A 20,795-nucleotide genomic window follows, 5' to 3' on the forward strand; every position below is an offset into this window, starting at 1 on the left:
AAACCCCCGCGGGCGCGAGCCCGCGGGGGTTTTTCTTTGGGGCGCCGCAGCGGTCTCGCGCTCGAGCCGCCAGGTCAGACCTCGACCACGCAGCACCAGTCGAAGCGCTTGTTTTCCAGCTCGCCGGTGCGGCGGCTGACGTAGCCGCGGGGGTTGCAGACCACGCGCGAATCGTCGATGCAGTAGTCGAAGCTGGTGTGGGTATGTCCGTGGATCCACAGGTCCGCCTTTGCTACCAGGTCGGGCCGGCGCGACAGGAAGCCGCCGGAGACCAGGTCGTGCGAGTAGCGCGGGTCCAGGCTGCCCAGGTCAGGGCCGTGGTGCGTAACCACCACGGTCTTGCCATCGTAGGGCAGCGCCAGCTGCGCCGCCAGCCAGGCCGACGCGGCCTGGTGGCGCGCCAGCGCGTCCTGGGGTGTGAAATGGCGCGCACGGCCGTCGTCGCCGTGGAGTTCGATCAGCCGGTGGTCCAGCATCACCGCCGCGCAAGCCTGCATCGCGTCATCGCGCCGGTCAGTCCCGAACAGGGTGTAGTCAGTCCACCAGGTGGTGCCGATGATGCGTACCCGTCCGTGGGCGCCGTTGAATTCGGCCACTGTGCCATTGAGCACCTGTATGCCTGGGTGCGCCTCGGTGGCTTCGGCCATCAGGCGATCCACGGTATCGAAGTTGCTTTCGTAGTATTCGTGATTGCCGGGCACGTAGACCACCGGCTGGCTGAAGGTGCGCGCGGCCCAGTCGATGCCGTCGCGCCCGTTGGCGATGTCGCCGGCCAGCACCACGACGTCGGCATCGCAGGCGGGCACGGCCTGCGGCATGTTGTGCTCGATGTGGAGGTCGCTCAGGATGCGTAGCTTCATGGAGACTCCGGAGGCGCATGGGGCTCGCTGCATGGGCCGCTACGGCGGCGGGCGGTTGCCTGCATTCTTAAGAAGCCAGCCCGTCTGGTCAAGTCCCGCGGATCCCGCCGAAAAGCAAAAAAGCCCGGAACCAGGTCCGGGCAAGTGACTGTCTAGCCGGCATTGCACCGGGAGACAGCCGGGGGAAACGATCGCGGTTTCCCGGAAGTATTACCCTCCTTGTCCGGCCATGGTCGGCAGGAGAACGCGATAGATCTGGATAAAGGCTGGCCCGAGCAGCACCAGCAGCAGCGACGGGAAGATGGTGAAGATCAGCGGGAACAGCAGCTTGAGCGCGATCTTGGCGGCTTGCTCCTCGGCCCGCATGCGGCGCTTGGTGCGCAGCATGTCGGACAACACGCGCAGGGACTCGCCCAGGCTGGTGCCGAAGCGGTCGGCCTGGATCAGCATGGAGGCGAACTTGTCCACGTCGTCCACGCCGGTGCGCAGCGACAGGTTCGACAGCGCCTTTTCCTTTGAGAAGCCCGAGCGCAGCTCCAGCAGCATCAGCTGGAGCTCATCGGCCAGCACGGGGCAGCGCAGCGCCAGCTCGTCGGCCACACGCATCAATGCCGCATCGAGCCCGAGGCCGGCTTCCACGCAGACGGTCAGCAGGTCGATCACGTCCGGGAACTCTTCAAACACCGTACGCTGGCGTTGCGCGACCTTGCGTGCGAGAACGACGTTGGGCAGGTAGTAGCCGATTGCACCAAGTACTGCCAACAACGCGAACATGATGTTCCGGTCTTGCAGCCCCGACTGGCCGGCGGCTGCCAGCAGCCCGATCATCGGCAGGGCGACGGCCAGAGCGGTCTTGGCCGCAAAGTACAGCGGTGCGGCACTGGCATTGCGCCAGCCGGCGTTCATGAAGCGCACGCGCAGCTGCGAGCCCTCCCAGCCTTCCTTGGGCAGTGACAGTCGCGATACCGGTTGCGCCCATTGCACCAGCTTTTCGAGTAGCGCATTCCGCTTGCCAGGATCAGCCCCGAGCTGGCCCGCCTGGCCTGCGATCTGCTCCGCCCGCCCGCGCAGGCGGTTGGGCGAGAACACGTAGAGCACCCCGAACACCGTGCCGAACGCCGCCACGAAGATCAGCGCGAGCACGACAAACTGGTCTGCCTGAAACCCCTGGATAATGCCTTGCATGATGGACTCCCGTCAGGATGGCTGTCCAAGCCCTGCTTCTTCGAGCACTGCATGTACCGGTACCGTGCGTTGCGCCTTCAGACCCGGATTCGGATGATCTTGCGCATCCACAGCACGCCGAAGGTCATCGATACCACTGCGCCGCCGATCATGCGCAAGCCGAGCGGGTCCTCCCACAGCACGTTCATGAAGCCCGGATTGACCACCAGGATCAGTCCGGCAGTGCAAAAGGGCAGCAGGCCCAGCACCCACGCGGACAGCTTGCCTTCCGCCGAAAGCACGCGGATCTTGTCGAACAGCTTCAGCCGTTCGCGCACCATCGTGCCGATGGTGTCGAGGATCTCCGCCAGGTTGCCGCCGCTTTCACGCTGGATCAGCACCGCGATGACGAAATAGCGCAGGTCGCCCACCGGTACCCGGATGGCAAGGTTGGTCATGGCCTCGTCCAGCGCCACGCCGTAATTGATTTCCTCGAAGGTGGTGCGGAACTCCGGCCCGATCGGGGCCTTCATTTCCTGCCCGACCATGCCGAGCGCGCCACTGAACGAGTGCCCGGCGCGCAGGGCACGGCTGATCATGTCGACGGCATCAGCCAGCTGTGCCTCCATCTGCTTGATCCGCTTGCCGCGCAGGCGCATCACATGCAGCACCGGCAGCATGGCGGCCAGCGCCGCGCCGGCGAGCACCAGCGGTACCGGTATCGGCAGCAGCGGAATCAGTGCCACCGTGCACAGCGCCACCATCGCGCAGTAGCCCAGCAGCTGCGCCACCGACCAGGTGCTGCCGGATTGCTCCAGCCACCGGTCCAGCCTGCCCACGCGGGGCACGCTCATCAGCCACTTCTGCAAGCGCGGCGAGCCCGCCAGCATGCGCTTCTTCAGGATCGACAGCTGTTCCGCGCTGACATGTCCGCCTGCCGACAGCGCCCGCAGCCGCGCCTCGATGCGCCTGGCCGCGGGGCCATGGGCGTTGCTCCACCACAGGTAGATGCCCTCGACGCAGAGCACCACGGCCACGAACAGCAGGATGCCGAAGGCGTAGAAGATCGTGCTCATGTGTAGCTCCCCGGGATTGCTTGTTGTTGTATCGCGCCAGGCGGATCAGACTTCGAAGCGTTTGGCCGGGTCATAGGTCTCGTCCGGCAGCCCCACGCCGAACACGCGCAGCCGCTCGGCGAACTTGGGATACACCCCGGTGGCCCGGAAATTGCCGCGGACCGTGCCATCCTTGTCCACGCCCGTGCGCTGGAAGGTGAAGATCTCCTGCATGTTGATGATGTCGCCCTCCATGCCGGTGATCTCCTGGATGCTGATGATCTTGCGCCGGCCGTCGGTCATGCGCGCCGCCTGCACGATCACCGTGATGGCCGAGGAGATCTGCTGGCGCATGGCCTTGGCCGGCATGGTCAGGCCGGCCATGCTGACCATGTTCTCCAGGCGCGTCAGCGCGTCGCGCGGGGTGTTGGCGTGAATGGTGGTGAGCGAGCCCTCGTGGCCGGTGTTCATCGCGTTGAGCATGTCCAGCGCCTCGCCGCCGCGCACTTCGCCCAGGATGATGCGGTCGGGGCGCATGCGCAGCGCGTTGCGCACCAGGGCGCGCTGGGTGATCTCGCCCTTGCCTTCGATATTGGGCGGGCGCGTTTCCAGCCGCAGCACATGGGGCTGGCGCAGCTGCAGTTCGGCCGCATCCTCGATGGTAACCACGCGCTCGTCTTCCGGGATAAAGCCCGACAGGATGTTCAGCAGCGTGGTCTTGCCGCTGCCGGTGCCGCCCGACACCAGCACGTTGACCTTGGCCTGCGAGAGCGCCTGCAACAGCTGCGCCATCGGCGGCGTCAGGCTGCGCAGGTTCACCAGGTCGGACACCTGCAGCGGATTCACGGAAAAGCGGCGGATCGACAGCAGCGGCCCGTCGATGGCAGAGGGCGGGATGATGGCGTTGACGCGCGAGCCGTCGGGCAGGCGTGCGTCGACCATCGGGCTGGTCTCGTCGATGCGGCGCCCCACGCGCGACACGATCTTCTCGATCACCTTCATCAGGTGTGCGTCGTCGTAGAACACCACGTCGGTCAGTTCCAGCTTGCCGCGCCGCTCCACATAAGTCTGGCGTGCGGTGTTGACCAGGATGTCCGACACGGTGGGGTCCTGCAGCAGGGGCTCGAGCGGGCCGAAACCGAACATCTCGTCGTAGATTTCCACCGTCAGCTGGCGCCGCTCGTTGTCGTTGAGCAACACTTTCTGTTCGTCGATGATCAGGTTGACCAGCGCGGCGATCTCCTGCCGCACCTGCTCCTGCGGATAGCGCGCCAGCCGCTCCAGCTCCACGCGGTCCAGCACGGTCTCGTGCACGTCGCGCTTGAGCTGGTGGTAGCCACCCGACACGGAGGCTGCCGAGGTCGCAAACTGGATTGCGGCGTGGCCGTTGGCAGTGAAGGCGGGCCCGGCATTGGCCAGCTGTTCGCGAATGGACATGATCAACTCCTCGTTATCGGCTTCGGTTGGCCGCCGCCCTGGCTGGCCGTCGTCAGGGTATTCAGGTGCTCCGCGCGCGCAGCATCAGCCTGCGCAGCGGTGATACCGCTTCGGCGCGGTTGCGCCGCTCGGCTTCCGGTGTGGTGCACAGCTGCGTGGCCATGGCCTGCAGCGCGCGCGCCATGGCGCTGCGCCGGCTCAGCTTGGCGACTGGCTCGCCGTGGCTGACGGCCTCATCCACGGCGGCGGGGTCGTCGGGCAGGGTAAAGGCGACCTTCATGCCGAAGATCTCCTCCATCGTTGCGCGCGGCATCTCGTTCTTGCGGCCGGTGCGGTTCAGCACCAGGCGGACCTTGTCGGTGGGGTAGTGCAGCGCACGCAGGATATCGAGCAGACGACGGCCCGGCCGCCCGAAAGAGATGGTTGGTTCGGCCACCACGCAGATGCGGTCGCTGTGGTCCAGCATGCCGATCGACAAGGGGTCGATGCTCTGGCCCAGGTCGAAGATCACGAAGTCATAGGCCGGCTGCACCACCGACAGGATCCACTCCAGCTTGTCCTTCTGGATCTGGCTGGCCTTGATGGGATCGGCCGCACCCGCCAGCACGTCGAAGCCGTTGTCCACATGCACCAGGCAGGCTTCCAGGAAGGCGGCATCCATGCGGTCGATCTGGCTGCAGATATCGGGCAGCGTGGAGGGCGGGGTCTTGTCGCTGACGATATAGGTCAGGTCGCCGAAGTGCCGGTTCAGGTCCACCACCAGCACGCGCTTGTCAAGGTGCCGGGCCAGTGCGTCGCCCAGGTTGGCCGCCACGAAGCTGGTGCCCGCGCCGCCCTTGCACGAGATCACCGAAATTACCTGTGCGGTCTCTTGCGCACGCGGCACGTGGCCGGATTCCACGCGCTTGAGCGCCTCGGCCAGTTGCCCCTTGTCCAGCGGCCACGACAGCACATCGCGGATGCCGGCACGCATGGCCTTGATCAGCACCTCGGAACTGGGCGCCTGCGTGATCAGGATGCAGGGCAGTTCAGGGTGCTGCTGGCGTAGGCTCTCGATGGCCTGCATCTGCGGGGCATTGATGGTAGGCAGTTCCAGGATGAGCAGGTCGGCCATGCGCAGCCGGCTGGCATGGAACGGGAAACGCGCCAGGCCCTCCTGCAGCGTCATGGCCTGGAAGTTGCCGACCACGGTGCTGAGCCGGTTGATCTCGGCCAGCCGCTCGGCGTCTTCGGAAACGATCAGAATTCTGAGCATGGTGTGCTCCTGGTTCATGCGCGCTAGTTGCAGATCGGGCCGCTGGTGGAAGAGTCCAGGCTCTCCCGCGGCAGCGTGGTGGAGAACGAAGGCATCGACACCGTTATCGGAACGACCGGAATAAAGGTCTTGACCGAGACGTTGGCCACGCTGACGGTGACCGAGCGGCAGGAATTGCGCGCGCTGTCGGGGTCGGCGTCGCAGCCGCTTGGTTCGTAGGCGACCTGAATATTGGTGTCCTGCAGAAGGGGCATCAGTTTGGTCATCTTGGTCTTGATGGCGGTGTCCGTGGTGTCGCACACCACCGCGATGCGTGCACCCAGCCGGGTGGCCTCACCGGCGGTGTTCCAGTAAAACAGCACGCGGGAGAACTCGGCAATGCCGATCAGCAGCATGAAGAAGATGCTGGCAACCAGGGCGAATTCGACGGCGGTTGCGCCGACCTGGCGTGAACGCGGGCGCATGGCACGGATCGGAGTCATAGCACCTGCCTCATTACCGTTGCGATATCGGAGAACGCCAGGGCTCCCACATTGAGGTAGGACTGCATGGGCGAGTAGGTAAAGCCCGAGATCTTCACCTCAACCAGATTGATGGTGCCTGCCGGCGGGTTTGAACTGTTGCCGCCCTCGTAGATGGCGACGTTGCCAAACTGCTTGCTGCCGCAGCCGCTCGAGTCAACGCGGTCACAGACGACTACCATTGACGGGCTGAGGCCGTTCACGATTGCCGCGCCGCCGCAGGTGGTCTTGCCATAGACGGCGATGCATTTGGCCTTATCCACTGGGTAATTCGGCTCGCTGGGCGCATATTGCGACAGGAAGCGTGCCGCATCGCGCGTGGCCTTGGTCAGGGCGTTGTACTGGTAGATGGCGCGCCCGTACTCAGCCACCCCGGTCACCAGCATCAGCAAGGGCACCAGGACCAGTGCGAACTCCACCGCGACCGCCCCGCGCGCCCTGCTCCTGCGCTGCCTGCATTGCGCCATGATTCGCTCCTATTGCACCAGCACCGGCACACGAGGGCCCACACCCGTACTGGACCCGGGCACACCCTGGGTCGCGCACGGACTGGTGGGGTCCTTCGAGTCCCCCAGATATTCGAGACTGGTTGCAGCCTTTGCGCTCTGTTCCTGCATTGGCTCGACCATCAGCATGCAGGCCCAGGAGACCACCGCAGCTTGTTTGGCCGTGGCGAGCTCAGTGCAGTCCACTATCGGCACCTGTACCAGCCTGCGGTCGGCGCCGGCCTGATGCACTGCCTTGGTTGATGGCGTGCCCTTGGTTTGCAAGCCACTGTTCGCATCAGTCTGGTAGGGATTGTTGGTGCCCCGCTTCTGAATGAAGTCAGCGTAGGCGTTGCCACCGTTCGGCGCATTCCATGTGGTCAGGGTGTAGGCATAGCCAGTAAAGTCGGGTGCCCCATCGTTCGGTCCCTTGTAAGAGCCGGTATAGATCCCGAAGCGGGTATTCCACGCTGCGATCAGCGATGCGATGCTGCCTGGCTCGCCCACCTTGGAGCCCACTACCGGCAGGTCGCACTGTCCGCTGCCGGCAAGCAGGTCGGCCAGCTCGGAAGCGCCGCCTCCCGGAGGCGAAAGGTCGGCCCAGCCAAAGCTGCCGGGACCGTATGGGTCGCTGCTCGGATCGACCCTGGACTTGATCCAGTCGCCCCGGTTGTACGCGGTTTTCGCCGGATTCGCCGTTGACGGCGTGCAGACATAGACCGGGATGGCACAGGCGGTCTGCGCGCTGGTGGTGGTGGCGACGGCCATGGCATTGACGGTACTGGCCTTGATATCGATCCCTGGCAGCATGTTGAGCATCTGGATGAACCAGTGGGCAATATCCTTGCGCTCGGCGGTGCATTTCACGTACTTCACTTTGTCGAGCGAGAACGGAACGTTGTTCTTGGTGTAGAAGGTGCTGCCAGATGTATCGCTATATGAGACGTTGAGGTTCTCGAACATTTCCACTGGCTTGCCCTGGAACAGGGCAGCGTTGCTCGTGCCGGTGGCCAGGCCGGCCGCCTCGGACACGAGCAGCGGCGTGGCCCCGGTGACATCGCGCGCGGCAGCCAGCGCGCAGGCATCGACGCTGTTCTGCAGCTCGCTCTTGGTGACATAGAGCTTGCCCAGATCGAGCGCCAGCCCGACAAAGCCGATCAGCACAGCCAGCGACAGTCCCACGATGATGGCAACCGCGCCACGCTGATGCGCGCGCCGCGTCAGCCTGGATCGTGTGAAGCCCGATGTAGACATGATGGTCTCCCGCGGTTCTGGTGCTCAGCGGCCGTTGCCACCCATGCCCACGCCGCCATAGCCGCCGGCGCCGAAGTCGATCGTCATGGAGGGTGCGCCGCCTTGCTGGCTCCCTGACAGCGAACGGTCGAAGTTCTTCATCGCTGCCACAGCCGTCTTGCCATCGGTACCGGTGACAGTGGGCAGCCCGGCAGGCGCGTCGGGATTGATGATCTGCAGCTGCATGACGGTGGCCAGCGCTACGCCGCGCTGGCCGTCCCACACCGGCGTCGAGGTCATGCAGGCCGATAGTCCCAGGCAGGTCAGGCTGCCGAGCACCAGGACGGCGGCGCCGCGCGAAAGCTTCAGTGTCTTGTTCATGGTCGTTCTCCAGTTCTGCTGGTGGCGCGGCGGATCAGTTGCCGCCCGATGCGGTGCGGCCGGCCGTAGCCGCGGCCCTGGCCTGGGCCAGGCGGGCGGCGGTGGCCTCGATGCGGGCGATGCGCGCGGTGGTGTCCTCGGCCGGCGGCGCGGCCGCCGTGTTGCGGGCGGGTGCCGGGGCTGGCAGGGCAGGGCGCTTGCTGGCGCCGGCAACTGGTTCCCGCGTACCCGGCGCAGGCTCATCCAGCGGTTTGCCATTCGGCACGGCCGAGACCGAGGTGTTGGGCGTGCCCTCGCTGCGCGGTGCCGAGGGCGGCGTGGCGGGCGCCGCGGCCGGTGCGGCGGGCTGCGACGGTGCCGGCGCGGGTTGCGGCACACGCTTGCCGTCGCCTTCCATATTGCCCATGAAGTACACCGACAGCGGGTTGGGCGTGGAGAAGCTGTCGGTCGGCAGCGGATAGTTGTTGTTCTGCATCGGCTTGACCAGGCGCGGCGTGATGATGAATACCAGTTCGGTCAGGTCCTGCTGGTACTGCGTGCTGCGGAACAGCGTGCCCAGCACCGGCACCTCGCCGGCACCCGGCACCGCCTTGAGCGAGCCGCGCGCGCTGTCCGTCAGCAGGCCGCCAATGGCAAAGCTCTCGCCGTCGCGCATCTGCACGGTGGTGGAGGCGCGGCGAGTGGTGATCACCGGCAGCACGGTCTGTCCCGCCAGGGAGCCGCCGCGCACGGTGGCGCCGGTGGGCGACAGTTCGGACACTTCCGGCGCTACCTTCAGGTGGATGCGGCCGTTGGCCAACACTGTGGGCGTGAACTTCAGCCCGACACCGAACTCTTCCTCCTGCAGGGTGACCGTGCCAGCCCCGTTCAGCACATTGGCTTGCGCCACCGGGATATAGATCTTGCCGCCGGCGAGGAAGCTGGCTTCCTGGCCGCTGATGGTGACCAGGTTCGGCTCGGCCAGGATCTTGACCAGGCTGTCGTTCTTCTGGGCATCGATGGCGATGTCGAACGGCCGGTTGTTGGCCTTGCTGCCGAAGAACGCCGCCGAGGCGCCGGTCAGCAGTGATGTCACCAGCCCGCCGGTCCAGGAGCCGAAGCCGCCCTGCAGGTTCACCGCTGAGCCGAGCTGGTTCAGCAGCGTCTTGGAAACTTCTGCCACCTTCACTTCCAGCATGACCTGCTGCGGCGTATCCACCGACAGCATGTTCAGCACGCCGCCCTTCTTGGCGGCGTCGCCCTGTGCGGCGTTGGCGTATGCCTGGGCGATATCCATGGCCTGCTGCGCCGCCTGGGCGTTGGTGACGCTGCCGGTTAGCACCAGGTTGTCCGCCGCCGTCATCACGCGGATGCCGGGCTCGCCGGGCAACAGCTGCCCTAGCGAAGTCTGCAGCCCGCCAGCGTCGGCATTCACCACCACGTTGATGATGCTGCAAGAGCCGCTGCGGCCCTGCACGATCATGTTGGTGGTGCCCACCGCGCGGCCCAGTACGTAGAGCGTCTGCGGCGACACCATGGTGGCCTGCACGACGTTGGGATTGCCCAGCGTGCGGTTGCGCACCGGCTCCTGCAGCGTGATCAGCTGTGACTTGCCGACTGCCACCATCACGCTGGATTCGCTGCGGATCGCGCCGGTGCAGTTGGGCCCGCGTGCGTCCCCGGACGTCACGGGCGGCGCCGACGGGGCCGGCGCGGCGGCTCCGGGCGTCATGCTGATGGTCATCTGCATCGGACCCTGCGGGGCCTTGGCGGCAGCCGGTGCGGTCGCCTTGGTCAGGTTGCCCGCCTCGATGGCGGCCTGTGCTGCGGCGGCCAGCGGTGTGCAGAGGATGGCGGCAAGCACCAGGATGCGGGTGCCGCCAGCAGCGTCGGATCGTTTCTGGTTCATTTTGAATCTCCCCCCGGAGAGGCTGTGTTGCAGCTCAGAATTCGTTGGATGCCTGGCGTAGGTTTCTCAGAAGCACTCGACGCCGCCCTGCATGCCTGCCAGCACGCCGATGCAGTTGCCCGAGCGTGCGGGCGCCGCCGCCACCGTGCGAGTCTTGACTACGGTGCGCGTCTCGGTCTTGGTCACCACCTTGGCCGGTGCCTCCGGTGTCTTGCCAAGCAGTGTTCCCTTGGTGGCGCCGCCGGTGTTGATGTCGGCCACATCCAGCTGGTTGCGCAGCACCAGCGACAGGGTGCCCACGCTGCGTGCCACGTCGAGCTTCTCGGCCTGTTCGGGCGTGACTTCCAGCGTCACCGCATTGACCACCTTGGGCTGGGTGTCGTCGCGGCTGACCTGTTGCGCTACCGCCAGCACCAGGATCTTCTCGAGCACGATCTTCGAGATGCTGCCGCTCTGCGCGGTCTTGGCTTCTTCGTTGGTATTGACGATCACGTCGACATAGTTGCCCGGCAGCGCGAAGCCGGCCACGCCTACCACGTCGTTGACGCGGACCGTGATGGCACGCTTGCCGTCATTGATCACGGCGGACAAGCCACCCTTGGTGCCCACCGGCGCCAGCTTGGCGTCGATGACGGGCTCGCCGCGCTGGAGGCTGGTGCGGACCACGCGGCCCTCCAGCGCCTTCATGTCTTCAAACGCGCCGGGCGGCACGCTGCCGGTCGGCCAGCTGACCATGCGCAGCTGGCTGCCGTTGAGCGGCTGGCCGAGGTTGAGGTCGTTGGCGGCGACGACCACCTGCCTGACCGAGCTGGACGACTGCTGGACCAGCCATCGCGACGCTGATACCACTGCCGCCACGCCGGCGACGAGGGCAATCAGCAGCATCAGGATTGCGCGTGTGTTTTTCATGATGATTCTCCCCCTACAGTGGTCCGATGATTCGGTGGTGCAGCTCAGCTTGCGGCGCGATGGTCATCCGCCCATCGATGGCCAGCGCCCAGTGTTGGCATGGCTTCGGCCGAAGCGCGCAGCCCGTAGTAGCCTTGCCATGCAGACAGCAGGCCTGCCTCGGTAACCTGTGCGGCATGGCCGTGGTAGCGCACGCCCGAGTCCACCAGGCGCAGCAGGTCGCGCGGGATGCAGGCCAGCAGCGGCGTATCGCTGGCGTAGTGCAGGCTGTCGACCAGGAAATCGAACATCGCATCCGTGCTGGCCAGCCCGAAGTCAGCGGCGGTGCGCTGGTAGACCTCGCGGTAGTCGTCCACCGACAGCGGGCCCACATAGAGCTTGCTGCCGAGCCGGCGCAGGAAGGCGTCGTCGCCCAGCTCCGACGGCTCCAGGTTGGTCGAGAACACTGGCCAGACATCGAACGGAACCGAGAAGCGCACGCCGGTCTGCAGCGTGAACATGTCAATGCTGCGATCCAGCGGCACGATCCAGCGGTTCAGCAGGTCGCTGACGCCGACCAGCTGGCGGCCCAGGTCATCGATGATGTAGATGCCGTTGTTGGCCTTCATGTGAGGGGGCGCCTGGTAGAAGCCCGAGATGCGGTCATAGCGCAGGTCCAGCATGGACAGCGTCAGCTCGCCGCCAGACAGCACTACCGGGCGATGGCACAGGACCCAGCGGCGGTCCAGCGAGCGGCGCGCCAGCGATGCTTCGCTGTCGTCGAACGGCACATGGACCAGCGGATCGAACACCTGGATGATTTCGCCGGCCACGGTGATGGCATGCGGCACCGGTACCGCGCCAGGCAGCAGCGTGCCCAGGCGCTGAGCCAGGAAAGTCTTGCCACTGCCGGGCGGGCCGTAGATCATCAGCGCGCGGCAGGTGTTCAGCGCCATGCCGATGGCGTCGAGCAGATGGACCGGGATCACCAGGTCATGGAAGGCGGCGGTAACGTCCGCCTTGGTCACGGAAGCGTGGTTGACCGAGTGGCGCTTGACGGCATCGAGGTACGCATCCAGCGTGACCGGCGCCGTGCCGACATAGCTGCAGCGTGCCGAGGCTTCCGCCGCGCGGGTATAGCCGGCGTCAGTGAGCCGGAAGCGCACATCCAGGTCGCTGGCGCCGCGGTGCGCGATCTCCAGCAGGCGCTCGCGCACGGCGACGGCCGCAATGTCATTGACCACCAGTGCCGGCAGCTTGAGCGTTTCGGTCAGTACTGCCAGCGTGACGGTGCGGTGCTGGTAGGCGGCCTTCATCAGAAGCCCGAGCAACTGTGCGATCTCCAGGCCGGTATCGGCAATCGTGCGCGGCAGCACGTGCCAGGGCGGCATCGGCAGCGTGCCATGCTCGGCATGGCCATTCCTGCCGGTCGCGACGGGCTCGAGGAGCCGTGGTGCGTGGCCTGAGTCGTGATGCTCGTTCATTGCCGTCCCCTGTTCGCTGTTCAGTGTGTTCTCGTTCCTGCAGGCGCCCGTGACTGGTCGGCGCGTTGTGTCGCTTGTGGCTTGCGTCATGTGCTGGCAAAGAGCATGGTCAGCGTCCCGGCGGCAATCGCCACGCCGTAAGGCATGGAGCCGGCGGAGGCCCCGGCTTCAGGTTGCACCGGCCGTGAACCAGGCACCAGGGCGGCGATCAGCATGTGGCCCACTCGGGCGAGGGTCGAGCGCCCCTGCCCTGTGACAAGCACCTGTATCAGTGCCCAGATCCCGCCAATCACGCAGGTTGCCAACGCGATCTTCAGCACCATGCTGACGCCGAGCCAGGCGCCCACGGCTGCCATCAGCTTGACGTCGCCGGCCGCCATGCCGCGCATCAGGTAGAAGGGCAAAAACAGCGTCAGGCCCACCGTCCAGCCATAGAGCCACGCCAGCGAGCCGGCGGCCAGGCCATGAATGGCAGCCATTGCGGGCAGCGCAGCAATCCACGCGCCGAAGGTCAGCCAGTTGGGAATGCGGCGCCGATCCAGGTCGATGGCCGCGGCTGTCAGCACGATGCCGATCGTGGCGGGGCCGACGAGGGGGGCGAGGGCGGAGGCGGCTTGCATGGCGTTAGTGGCTGGTGGCTTGGGTGGTGTCCGGGGCGTGCGCTGGCCGGATGGATCAAGGCAACTTGGAGGCAACCAACTCGTACAAGGCCTCCACGGCATCGCCGAGCGTGGCCACGGAAAAGACAATTGCCATGGCGATCAGACTGCCGAGCAAGGCGTATTCGATAGCGGAAACACCCTGGTCGTCGCGCAGAAAATCTCTTGACCTGGCGAAGAGCTTTGGCATTTGGCGTCTCCGGTGTCTGTGTTTGTTTGTCGGGCGGGAGTGCGTGCCGCATGGCCGACCCGGAACAGGGCGGCCATGCGTGCGGGGCGACTATCAGGCCGGTGCGGCGTTGGTGAGGGTGTCGCCGATGTACTTGAAGATGATGTTCAGCTTCGTGCCGATCGTCTGAACCGACACGATGATGACAACCGCGATGAGCGCGGCAATGAGGCCGTATTCAATGGCGGTCACACCGTCTTCATCACGGATGAATTGCTTCAGCATGGTGGTCAGGTTTTGCATGACTAACTCCTTGGGTTGGGAACAGGCACTGCAGGACTACGAACTGCGGATAAGGCAACACTGGCACCGGATATCAATGCCTGGAAGTCCGGAAGCAGGGCGGTGCGCAGATAGCGCATGCATGGAACGGCCACTGGCCGGGCCCGCCGTGCACACCGCGCGGGTTGCGTGACTGCAGCCGGCGTTGTGCCGACGCATGCATGCACCGCGCGGCGTGCTGCACATGGCCTGCGCGAGCCATGCAACGGAACGGCGCGCTGCTGGTGCCCCTGGCAGCAGCAGCGTGGCCGATATTCCGGTGTGGCATCGCAGGTTGGCGTGCGACTGGCATGGTGAGGCTCCCCGTATTTTTGAATCTGATGCCGGCGAACGTTGCGCCAGCATCGCGGCAGTCAGGACTGCGGTGCCGCGTGCCTGACATAGGCAAACGCCAGGCCAGGCCAGCGAAAATCGTTGTGCCACAAGGGTTTGCGGGTAGCGATGCGCGCTGGCCGCAGACTCGGCGGGCCTGCAGGCGGCTTTTCGGCCACGCTTCGTTGCTGGGTGGAAACGCGGGTCTTGCAAGCCATTCCGGACCCCGCTACGGATGTTCTAGATCGCGGGACGTGCTCACGTGGGCCGCGCTGGCGAAACAGGGCAAAAACTTCATCCAAAAGCATGAGGCAGCGTTCGCGCCGAGGTTCGGCATTCGTCGCAGTCGGTAGTCCTCCTGGCTGCTTCGCTCCCTTTTTCCGGTGACGGCCAGACTGACGGATGAGAGCGTCTTCTGCCGAGGCGACGTTTCCGGATCGAAACATTGCGAAGTACGCCAGGGCCGCGGGAGTGCCGGCAGGTTCCACAGGGAGTCCCTGCAAACCCTTGTGTGCAGGGGGCTGCAGGCTCGCGCGGCCGCGTGATTCACCTTCGAAACATGGCATGTGAGATGGCCGTTCTTCGCTGCAATCGCAGACGTGTGCGCGCAACTGACTTGCGAAGGGGAGCTGCGCGACGAGGCTTGCGGTTCACGCAGGCTTCGCGTCTTGTCGACGGCCTGCGGGGGGGGGCGACGCTGCGGGGATTGGGTGTGCATCGCGATTGGAGTTCGCGAGGATGAGAGCCGTGGCAGGTGTGGGGGGATCAGGGCAGCTCTCGCTGCCGATGGCCGCTGGGGCTGCGCTATAGGTTGTGTAGCGACGCGCCCTGCGGACCGGGGCATTGCATGAGCACGGAAGTTCAGGCCAACGCTGCCTGCGGCCATGCAGCGCGCCATGGCGTGGCCCGCCACGGCCAGGCAGGGCACCGGGACGCCTGCCATGCCGCAAGGTGCGGCGCGCGCTGCCTGCTAGCCGGGCACGGGCACGGGAACGGGCACGGGCGTGCGGGTGACGGCCCTATTGTTCGCGGACGTAGGCGACGGCATTGGCATCCTCATGCACTTTTCGCCAGCTCGGTAAGCCATTGATCAGCTTTGATGCAGGGCTTGTGGGCTCAAGAACGGCCCATCGGACCTTGTACTCCTGCATCAGGGCCTGCAGGATCTTGGCATCGCCGGAATAGGCTGCCATATACCTTCGCACGAAATCGTCCCCATAGAGGTCGGCGCGGCCGTCGATGAGCGGCGCAATGCCGGAGAATATGAGGTAGCCCCCGAAGTTGTAGCTATTGAAGACCGGCCCGGCGGCACCTGCCGCCATGGCCGCGTCGACGGCCTCACGGGGCTGTATCCGGCCCTGGTCGTGCTGGATGCCTTTGGCAAGGAAGGCGATGCTGGCCATGAACAGTGCCATGCACAACGCGGTAATGATTCGAATACTTCGTGATGACAGGCGCGGCTTGATTTCCGGACGGATGGCTGCGCGTAGCTGGGGGCCGACGCTGGGCATCAGCAACAGCGGGGCCAGCAGCCCCGGCAGTTCGGCATAGCGCGCGAAGGCCAGGGCAAGGTGAACCAGCCCGAAGCACATCAGGATCCGGGTCGCAGGCAGGCGGAACCCGAAGTAGAGCGCGCCGAACAGCACAAAGCCAAGCCACAGCTCGATTGGCTGGATCAGGCGGAAGTCCGGTGCCTTCCATTCGCTGATGATGCTGAGCGAAAAGCCCATGCCGGAAACGTGGAAGGGGAAGAGCAGGCCGTCCACGCCGTTCGGTGTCAGCAGGCCCGCGAGCACGGTCAGTGCCAGGAACGGTGCCCATGCCTGCGCGCTCCGGCGTGGATGCCCTTCAGCCAGGATGGCCTCGACGGCCAGTGCGCCGGCCAGCCCGATACCGAGCAGGAAGCTGCCATGCAGGTTGGCCCAGGCCAGCATGACGACCGGCAGCCACAGGCTGGGTCGCTTGCCTTGCTCACGCGCCAGCACAAGCTGGGCGGCCCAGATCACCATCAGCGGCCAGGCCAGCGCATGCGGGCGGGCGAGCAGATGCTGGGCCAGCGTCAGGAAGGCCAGGGCGGTCCCGGCGAACGCATGCAGCGGCTCGATATAGCGCAGCAGGAACCGCAACAGCATGGTCAGCGCGACGGCGGTCGCCAGCGCGGTGACCAGCACCGGCCCGGTCCAGCCGAGCCAGGCATGGGATGCGCCAAGGATGACTTCGGCCAGCCACTCATGCGGAACCCATTTCGCGCCATGAAAAGAGAACGAGAAGGGATCGGTCGCTGGCACTGCATGGTTGGCAAGGATCCATTTGCCGGCGGCGATGTGCCAGAAGGTGTCGGCATCCACCAGCAACCGGCCACCGATAAATGAGAGGATCGAGAACAGGCTGAGTCCGAAGAGGGCGAGCCAGAACCACTGCTTCGCGGCGAGCCGCTGGAGCAGGCTTTCCCTGCTGGTCGTCTCCACCCAGGTCGTGATGGTTTTCATGGCGTCTCGCGGTGGCTGTAGTGGTTACCCATCCGGATCAGGCAGGAAAGGCGCGCGGCTGGCCTGGCGCCGCCGGGGGCGCAGTTGACGGGCAGTCGCAATAACCGCGCCATTGCCGAAAATGCCCTTGTTCCCCGGGGAGATGGCGCCGGCTGGGTGCGCGCCTTGCCGGGCTGGCGACAACGTGCCGGTGCTCCCGTTTCCACGACGAATCGTGCTTAATTCTCTGAAGCTCGCGCTTGCATGCGAGGCAGCGCGCACGTGCGGCCATCCTTGCGCCAAAAGTATGAGTCGGAGCGCGCGGCACACAGTGCATTTGGCTGAGACCGACACGCAATGCCGCCGCCGGGCCTCCGCGCGCGAGGCGTCGCAGGGAGTAAGCCATCCGATGGCCAACGTTTCAGCGGGGAAACGCGCGCCGTCGCCGCGGACCAGCTGCGCCGGTGTCAATGCAGGGAGAACCGGAATGGCACGCGGGATTGCGGTCGAAGCGGGTCGTGATTCAGTTTGGAAACGCTTGCACAAGCCAGATTCCAGCGCCTCGCCCTGGGCCGTGGTTCTGCTTGTACATCGGTGGGCGCCTGACCAGAATGGAGCCAGTACATCGATGCATCGCCGCTGCATTGCCAAGAAGAACACAGGCCGGCGCTGCCACAGAATATCAGGGGGTTGGGGAGCGATGAGCCTGGACCATAGCCCGGCAGCAACGCCGGGGTCAGTGATGTCGCGGCATTGGCTGGACCTGGAGCGTCTCAGGGCCTACAGCGTTGCCATGCTGATCGTATACGGCGCGCTGATCGTGATATGGGCCTTCAGGACGCACGGCTTCACCACGGATGCGATGGGCCGCCCCGGCGTGGATTTCTCGGCGTTCTGGAGTGCGTCGTACCTGGCCATCAAGGGGCAGGCCGCCGCGGTCTATGACTACCACAAGCTGGCACCTGTCATTGCGGCTTTCGGCGCAGTTGAGAGAGAGGGGCAGTTCTTCCTGCCATGGGTCTATCCCCCGACTTTCCTGTTGTTTGTGATGCCACTGTCCTTGCTGCCGTTTGCAGCGAGCTATCTGCTCTTCATCGGCGGCACGGCCGTCATGTATATCGCCGCGGTGCTCAGGATCCTGTCCTTGCCAGGCGTGCCGCGCCATGTGGTGTGGCTGCCCGTGCTGGCTTTTCCGGGAATCCACGAGGCTGCCATGATCGGGCAGAACTCATTGCTGACCGCGGGCGTGGCGGCGTGGGCGCTGATCCAGTTGAAAACCCGGCCAGTCCTGTCTGGCCTGCTGATCGGCTTGCTGTGCATCAAGCCGCAGCTGGCGCTGATGCTGCCGCTGGCATTGGTGGCAGACCGTGCATGGAAGACCTTCTTTACCGCTGCCGCGACCGCTGCGGCAATGGCTGCCTGCAGCATCGCCCTATGGGGATGGCAGATCGTACCCACGTTCCTGGATATCGGCACGCACTTCAGGCAGACGGTGCTGGAGCAGGGGGAGTTTGGATGGCGCTATTGCCCGACGCTCTTTGCCATGATGCGCCGCGCCGGGGCGCCGGTGGCGATTGCGTACCTGGCCCACGGCCTGGGCGCGGGCTTCGCGATCTGGGCTCTGATCAAGGTCTGGCGCGGCCGGAATTCGACTGCGCTGCGTATTGCCGCAGTGGCGGCGGCCACCCTGCTTGTGAGCCCATACGTCTGGTACTACGAGCTTACCTGGATGGGGCTCGCGATTGCGGGTCTGGCGGTCGAGGGGGTGACGCGTGGCTGGAGGGAATGGGAGCGGGAGATCCTGGTGGTGGCATGGCTGCTGCCGATTGTCCTGAGCGCGAATCACGCGGGCCATTTCCCGCAGGTCGGGCCGCTGGTGACGCTGTTGCTGCTGATGGCAATCCTGCGCCGGGTGCGGACCGGGGAGCGGTTCGCACCCGGTAAATAACAAGGCGCATGACAGCGCAATCATGGCGGTGTGCGCACAAGCCACCCCGTCTCGGGAGGGGATCATGTCAGGCCCATACGACGTCAGGCTGCTTTCTCTGGTTGTGCCCTGCTACAACGAGTCAGAAGGCATTGGCCACTTCTTCGATAGCGTCATTCCCGTGCTCGAGTCCATCGATGCGATCCGCTTCGAGATCGTGCTGGTGAACGACGGCAGCTCGGACGACACGCTGGACAAGCTCATTGCGTATTCACGCCGGGACGCACGCGTGCGAGTCGTGGACCTGACGCGGAATTTTGGCAAGGAAGCTGCCTTGACCGCGGGACTCGACGAGGCCCTTGGCGACGCGGTGATTCCCATGGACGCCGATTTGCAGGACCCGCCCTCACTGATCCCCGAGCTGGTCATGCGCTGGCGGGAAGGGGCAGAGGTGGTGCTTGCCCAGCGCAGCAGCCGCGTGTGCGACTCGTGGCTCAAGCGCGTGACCGCGGGCGCGTACTACCGCATCCACAACAAGCTGTCCGACCAGAAGCTGCCCGTGAACGTCGGGGATTTCCGGCTGATGGACCGAGTGGTGATCAATGCGCTCAAGCAGATGCCGGAGCGACGCCGCTTCATGAAGGGGTTGTTCGCGTGGGTGGGCTACAAGACCGCGATCGTCCGCTATGAGCGCGAGATGCGCAGTGCCGGTCGTTCCAAGTTTTCCGGCTGGCGTCTGTGGAACCTCGCGCTTGAGGGTATTACCAGCTTCAGCACCATCCCGCTGCGCAGCTGGACATATATCGGCGTCCTGATCGCGCTTGGCGCGTTCTGCTACGGCACCTTCATCGTGGCGCGAACCCTGGTCCTGGGGATCGATGTCCCCGGCTATGCGTCGCTGCTGTCGGTGCTGCTGTTCCTGGGGGGCATCCAGCTGATCGGGCTGGGGGTGGTCGGCGAGTATGTCGGCCGCATCTATGATGAAGCCAAGGGGCGGCCGATCTATCTGGTGCGGCGCCGTTACCAGGAGACCGGCCAGGACAAGCTCATCGCCTCGGGAAGGCGCGTGATCCGGATCGACCGCGGGCATGTGAGCGGTGGCCGCTGATGCGTGCCCGGCCTGGCCCTAGTCCCGATAGGTCCAGGCCCGGTGCGCAAGGTAGGTGAAGACCGGCACCGTCAGGACCACGCCGGCCAGGCCCGCCCAATAGCTGGCCCCCAGAAATTGGGCCGTCCAGGAAATGCCCATGGTCAGGCCCAGTCCCAGCAGGGATACGCCGGCAAAGCGGCCCAGGGTCCGGTGGCGCAGCCGCGACGAGAAGCTCCACAAGGTGTTGAGCAGATAGGAGCAGGCGGTCGCGCACACGAAGGCCGCGCAGTTCGCCGCGACCGGTGAGGCCGCCAGCGTGGTGATCAGCGTCGCGGTGATGGCGACATGCACGCCCGTCGAGGTGGCGCCCGATACCAGAAAGCGCGTGACCCGGCGAAGTTCGGGCGTGGTGATGCCGGCGTTCACGATGCGCGCACGATCGCCATCAGGGAAATGCCGAACGGCAGCGATCCGTGTGCCAGCCAATGGCGTTCCGTGCTGAACAGGCGGTGCAATGCCTGGTTGAGGGGTTGGGGCGGGAGCCCCGCTCCCGTTGCCTTCTGGCTGCCGCTCAGCCGGTCGCTGATGCGGGCCGCCACCGCAAGCGGAAACAGCAGCGTGTTGAAATAGGACATCCGTTCCACGCGCATGTGACACCGGGTGACGAGCGCATGCAGCGACCGCTTGCTATAGCGGCGCTGGTGATGCAGGAAGACGTCGTGGGAACTCCATAGCCATTGGTAGGCGGGCACGGTAATGAGTGCGGCGCCGCCGGCTTTCAGCATCCTTGCCGTACAGGCCAGTGCCCCGGCATCGTCGGCGATGTGTTCCAGGCAATCGAGCAGGCAGACCAGGTCGAAGCTGTGGTCCGGGAACGGCATGTCGTCGGGGCACCTGCCACTGCGGATATCGTAGGCCCCCAGGGTCTTCTCCCGCGCCAGCCGCAGGGCGGTGCCATCCATTTCCACGGCGCTGACGTTGCCGAACCGCGAGAGCATCTCAAGGTTTCCGCCGGTGCCCGCGCCGATCTCCAGGATGGATGCGTCGCGCGGCAACGCCAGGCCGGACAGGATCGTGCCGACGATTTCGCGCCGCCCCCGGAACCACCAGTGGCAGGCTTCCATTTCTGCCATTTCAAGGTAGGCATCAGGTGACATCGGTCGGTTCCTCCGCGATG

General features: G+C 65.5%; 20 protein-coding genes. 2 read left to right on the plus strand and 18 right to left on the minus strand.

Annotation, left to right across the window (positions count from 1 at the left end; genetic code table 11):
* Window positions 1-74 precede the first annotated feature (74 nt).
* The 16 genes from CNE_RS03470 to CNE_RS03545 form a co-directional block, all read right to left on the minus strand.
* A complete protein-coding gene (locus CNE_RS03470; RefSeq protein WP_013955757.1) occupies window positions 75-860 on the minus strand; it encodes a metallophosphoesterase in 786 nt (261 codons plus the stop codon).
* Between the two features lie 210 nt (window positions 861-1,070).
* Window positions 1,071-2,045 carry a type II secretion system F family protein gene (locus tag CNE_RS03475; protein ID WP_013955758.1) on the minus strand — a complete coding sequence of 325 codons (975 nt, stop codon included), beginning with the start codon at window positions 2,043-2,045 and terminating at the stop codon, window positions 1,071-1,073.
* Window positions 2,046-2,122: 77 nt separating this feature from the next.
* Window positions 2,123-3,100, minus strand: coding sequence for a type II secretion system F family protein (locus CNE_RS03480; protein ID WP_013955759.1), 978 nt, complete (start codon window positions 3,098-3,100; stop codon window positions 2,123-2,125).
* Between the two features lie 45 nt (window positions 3,101-3,145).
* A complete protein-coding gene (locus CNE_RS03485; RefSeq protein WP_013955760.1) occupies window positions 3,146-4,516 on the minus strand; it encodes a CpaF family protein in 1,371 nt (456 codons plus the stop codon).
* A 61-nt stretch (window positions 4,517-4,577) separates the two neighbouring features.
* Window positions 4,578-5,771: an AAA family ATPase gene (locus tag CNE_RS03490; protein ID WP_013955761.1), complete on the minus strand. Its 1,194-nt coding sequence runs from the start codon at window positions 5,769-5,771 to the stop codon at window positions 4,578-4,580.
* A 23-nt stretch (window positions 5,772-5,794) separates the two neighbouring features.
* Window positions 5,795-6,253: a TadE/TadG family type IV pilus assembly protein gene (locus CNE_RS03495; protein WP_013955762.1), complete on the minus strand. Its 459-nt coding sequence runs from the start codon at window positions 6,251-6,253 to the stop codon at window positions 5,795-5,797.
* Window positions 6,250-6,759 (minus strand): TadE/TadG family type IV pilus assembly protein, encoded by a 510-nt coding sequence (locus tag CNE_RS03500; protein WP_013955763.1) that lies wholly within the window; start codon window positions 6,757-6,759, stop codon window positions 6,250-6,252. Before CNE_RS03500 ends, CNE_RS03495 begins: the two co-directional genes overlap by 4 nt.
* A 9-nt stretch (window positions 6,760-6,768) precedes the next feature.
* Window positions 6,769-8,031, minus strand: a complete 1,263-nt coding sequence (locus CNE_RS03505) for a pilus assembly protein TadG-related protein (RefSeq protein ID WP_013955764.1) — start codon at window positions 8,029-8,031, stop codon at window positions 6,769-6,771.
* Between the two features lie 24 nt (window positions 8,032-8,055).
* Window positions 8,056-8,391: a hypothetical protein gene (locus tag CNE_RS03510; protein ID WP_013955765.1), complete on the minus strand. Its 336-nt coding sequence runs from the start codon at window positions 8,389-8,391 to the stop codon at window positions 8,056-8,058.
* A gap of 34 nt (window positions 8,392-8,425) precedes the next feature.
* Window positions 8,426-10,279 (minus strand): type II and III secretion system protein family protein, encoded by a 1,854-nt coding sequence (locus tag CNE_RS03515; RefSeq protein ID WP_013955766.1) that lies wholly within the window; start codon window positions 10,277-10,279, stop codon window positions 8,426-8,428.
* Window positions 10,280-10,345: 66 nt separating this feature from the next.
* Window positions 10,346-11,188, minus strand: a complete 843-nt coding sequence (gene cpaB, locus CNE_RS03520; protein ID WP_013955767.1) for a Flp pilus assembly protein CpaB — start codon at window positions 11,186-11,188, stop codon at window positions 10,346-10,348.
* A gap of 44 nt (window positions 11,189-11,232) precedes the next feature.
* Window positions 11,233-12,651: an ATP-binding protein gene (locus CNE_RS03525; protein ID WP_013955768.1), complete on the minus strand. Its 1,419-nt coding sequence runs from the start codon at window positions 12,649-12,651 to the stop codon at window positions 11,233-11,235.
* A gap of 86 nt (window positions 12,652-12,737) precedes the next feature.
* Complete coding sequence (locus CNE_RS03530; protein WP_013955769.1) at window positions 12,738-13,271, minus strand: A24 family peptidase; 534 nt, start codon at window positions 13,269-13,271, stop codon at window positions 12,738-12,740.
* A gap of 55 nt (window positions 13,272-13,326) precedes the next feature.
* Window positions 13,327-13,500: a Flp family type IVb pilin gene (locus CNE_RS03535; RefSeq protein ID WP_013955770.1), complete on the minus strand. Its 174-nt coding sequence runs from the start codon at window positions 13,498-13,500 to the stop codon at window positions 13,327-13,329.
* A 93-nt stretch (window positions 13,501-13,593) separates the two neighbouring features.
* Window positions 13,594-13,782 carry a Flp family type IVb pilin gene (locus CNE_RS03540; RefSeq protein ID WP_013955771.1) on the minus strand — a complete coding sequence of 63 codons (189 nt, stop codon included), beginning with the start codon at window positions 13,780-13,782 and terminating at the stop codon, window positions 13,594-13,596.
* Between the two features lie 1,370 nt (window positions 13,783-15,152).
* Window positions 15,153-16,622: a hypothetical protein gene (locus CNE_RS03545; RefSeq protein ID WP_013955774.1), complete on the minus strand. Its 1,470-nt coding sequence runs from the start codon at window positions 16,620-16,622 to the stop codon at window positions 15,153-15,155.
* A gap of 388 nt (window positions 16,623-17,010) precedes the next feature.
* Here CNE_RS03545 and CNE_RS03550 point away from each other — a divergent pair, with 388 nt between their 5' ends.
* Complete coding sequence (locus CNE_RS03550) at window positions 17,011-18,549, plus strand: glycosyltransferase family 87 protein (RefSeq protein WP_238553035.1); 1,539 nt, start codon at window positions 17,011-17,013, stop codon at window positions 18,547-18,549.
* A 64-nt stretch (window positions 18,550-18,613) separates the two neighbouring features.
* Entirely contained in the window at window positions 18,614-19,636 is a 1,023-nt protein-coding gene (locus CNE_RS03555) for a glycosyltransferase family 2 protein (RefSeq protein WP_013955776.1), read from the plus strand.
* Window positions 19,637-19,654: 18 nt separating this feature from the next.
* On the opposite strand, the gene CNE_RS03560 is transcribed toward CNE_RS03555, so the two are convergent.
* Together CNE_RS03560 and CNE_RS03565 are read right to left on the minus strand one after the other, a co-directional pair.
* On the minus strand, window positions 19,655-20,044 hold the full coding sequence (locus tag CNE_RS03560; protein WP_013955777.1) for a GtrA family protein: 390 nt from the start codon (window positions 20,042-20,044) through the stop codon (window positions 19,655-19,657).
* Entirely contained in the window at window positions 20,041-20,775 is a 735-nt protein-coding gene (locus tag CNE_RS03565) for a class I SAM-dependent methyltransferase (RefSeq protein WP_013955778.1), read from the minus strand. The genes CNE_RS03560 and CNE_RS03565 overlap by 4 nt, the downstream gene beginning before the upstream one ends.
* Window positions 20,776-20,795: the final 20 nt, after the last annotated feature.

Origin of the sequence: Cupriavidus necator N-1 (assembly GCF_000219215.1) — a bacterium.
Taxonomy (GTDB): Bacteria; Pseudomonadota; Gammaproteobacteria; order Burkholderiales; family Burkholderiaceae; genus Cupriavidus; species Cupriavidus necator.

Coding starts and splice junctions, on each gene's coding strand:
- CNE_RS03470 (WP_013955757.1), bottom strand. CDS start 860: ATGAAGCTACGCATCCTGAGCGACCTCCACATCGAGCACAACATGCCG.
- CNE_RS03475 (WP_013955758.1), bottom strand. CDS start 2,045: ATGCAAGGCATTATCCAGGGGTTTCAGGCAGACCAGTTTGTCGTGCTC.
- CNE_RS03480 (WP_013955759.1), bottom strand. CDS start 3,100: ATGAGCACGATCTTCTACGCCTTCGGCATCCTGCTGTTCGTGGCCGTG.
- CNE_RS03485 (WP_013955760.1), bottom strand. CDS start 4,516: ATGTCCATTCGCGAACAGCTGGCCAATGCCGGGCCCGCCTTCACTGCC.
- CNE_RS03490 (WP_013955761.1), bottom strand. CDS start 5,771: ATGCTCAGAATTCTGATCGTTTCCGAAGACGCCGAGCGGCTGGCCGAG.
- CNE_RS03495 (WP_013955762.1), bottom strand. CDS start 6,253: ATGACTCCGATCCGTGCCATGCGCCCGCGTTCACGCCAGGTCGGCGCA.
- CNE_RS03500 (WP_013955763.1), bottom strand. CDS start 6,759: ATGGCGCAATGCAGGCAGCGCAGGAGCAGGGCGCGCGGGGCGGTCGCG.
- CNE_RS03505 (WP_013955764.1), bottom strand. CDS start 8,031: ATGTCTACATCGGGCTTCACACGATCCAGGCTGACGCGGCGCGCGCAT.
- CNE_RS03510 (WP_013955765.1), bottom strand. CDS start 8,391: ATGAACAAGACACTGAAGCTTTCGCGCGGCGCCGCCGTCCTGGTGCTC.
- CNE_RS03515 (WP_013955766.1), bottom strand. CDS start 10,279: ATGAACCAGAAACGATCCGACGCTGCTGGCGGCACCCGCATCCTGGTG.
- cpaB (WP_013955767.1), bottom strand. CDS start 11,188: ATGAAAAACACACGCGCAATCCTGATGCTGCTGATTGCCCTCGTCGCC.
- CNE_RS03525 (WP_013955768.1), bottom strand. CDS start 12,651: ATGAACGAGCATCACGACTCAGGCCACGCACCACGGCTCCTCGAGCCC.
- CNE_RS03530 (WP_013955769.1), bottom strand. CDS start 13,271: ATGCAAGCCGCCTCCGCCCTCGCCCCCCTCGTCGGCCCCGCCACGATC.
- CNE_RS03535 (WP_013955770.1), bottom strand. CDS start 13,500: ATGCCAAAGCTCTTCGCCAGGTCAAGAGATTTTCTGCGCGACGACCAG.
- CNE_RS03540 (WP_013955771.1), bottom strand. CDS start 13,782: ATGCAAAACCTGACCACCATGCTGAAGCAATTCATCCGTGATGAAGAC.
- CNE_RS03545 (WP_013955774.1), bottom strand. CDS start 16,622: ATGAAAACCATCACGACCTGGGTGGAGACGACCAGCAGGGAAAGCCTG.
- CNE_RS03550 (WP_238553035.1), top strand. CDS start 17,011: ATGGCCAACGTTTCAGCGGGGAAACGCGCGCCGTCGCCGCGGACCAGC.
- CNE_RS03555 (WP_013955776.1), top strand. CDS start 18,614: ATGTCAGGCCCATACGACGTCAGGCTGCTTTCTCTGGTTGTGCCCTGC.
- CNE_RS03565 (WP_013955778.1), bottom strand. CDS start 20,775: ATGTCACCTGATGCCTACCTTGAAATGGCAGAAATGGAAGCCTGCCAC.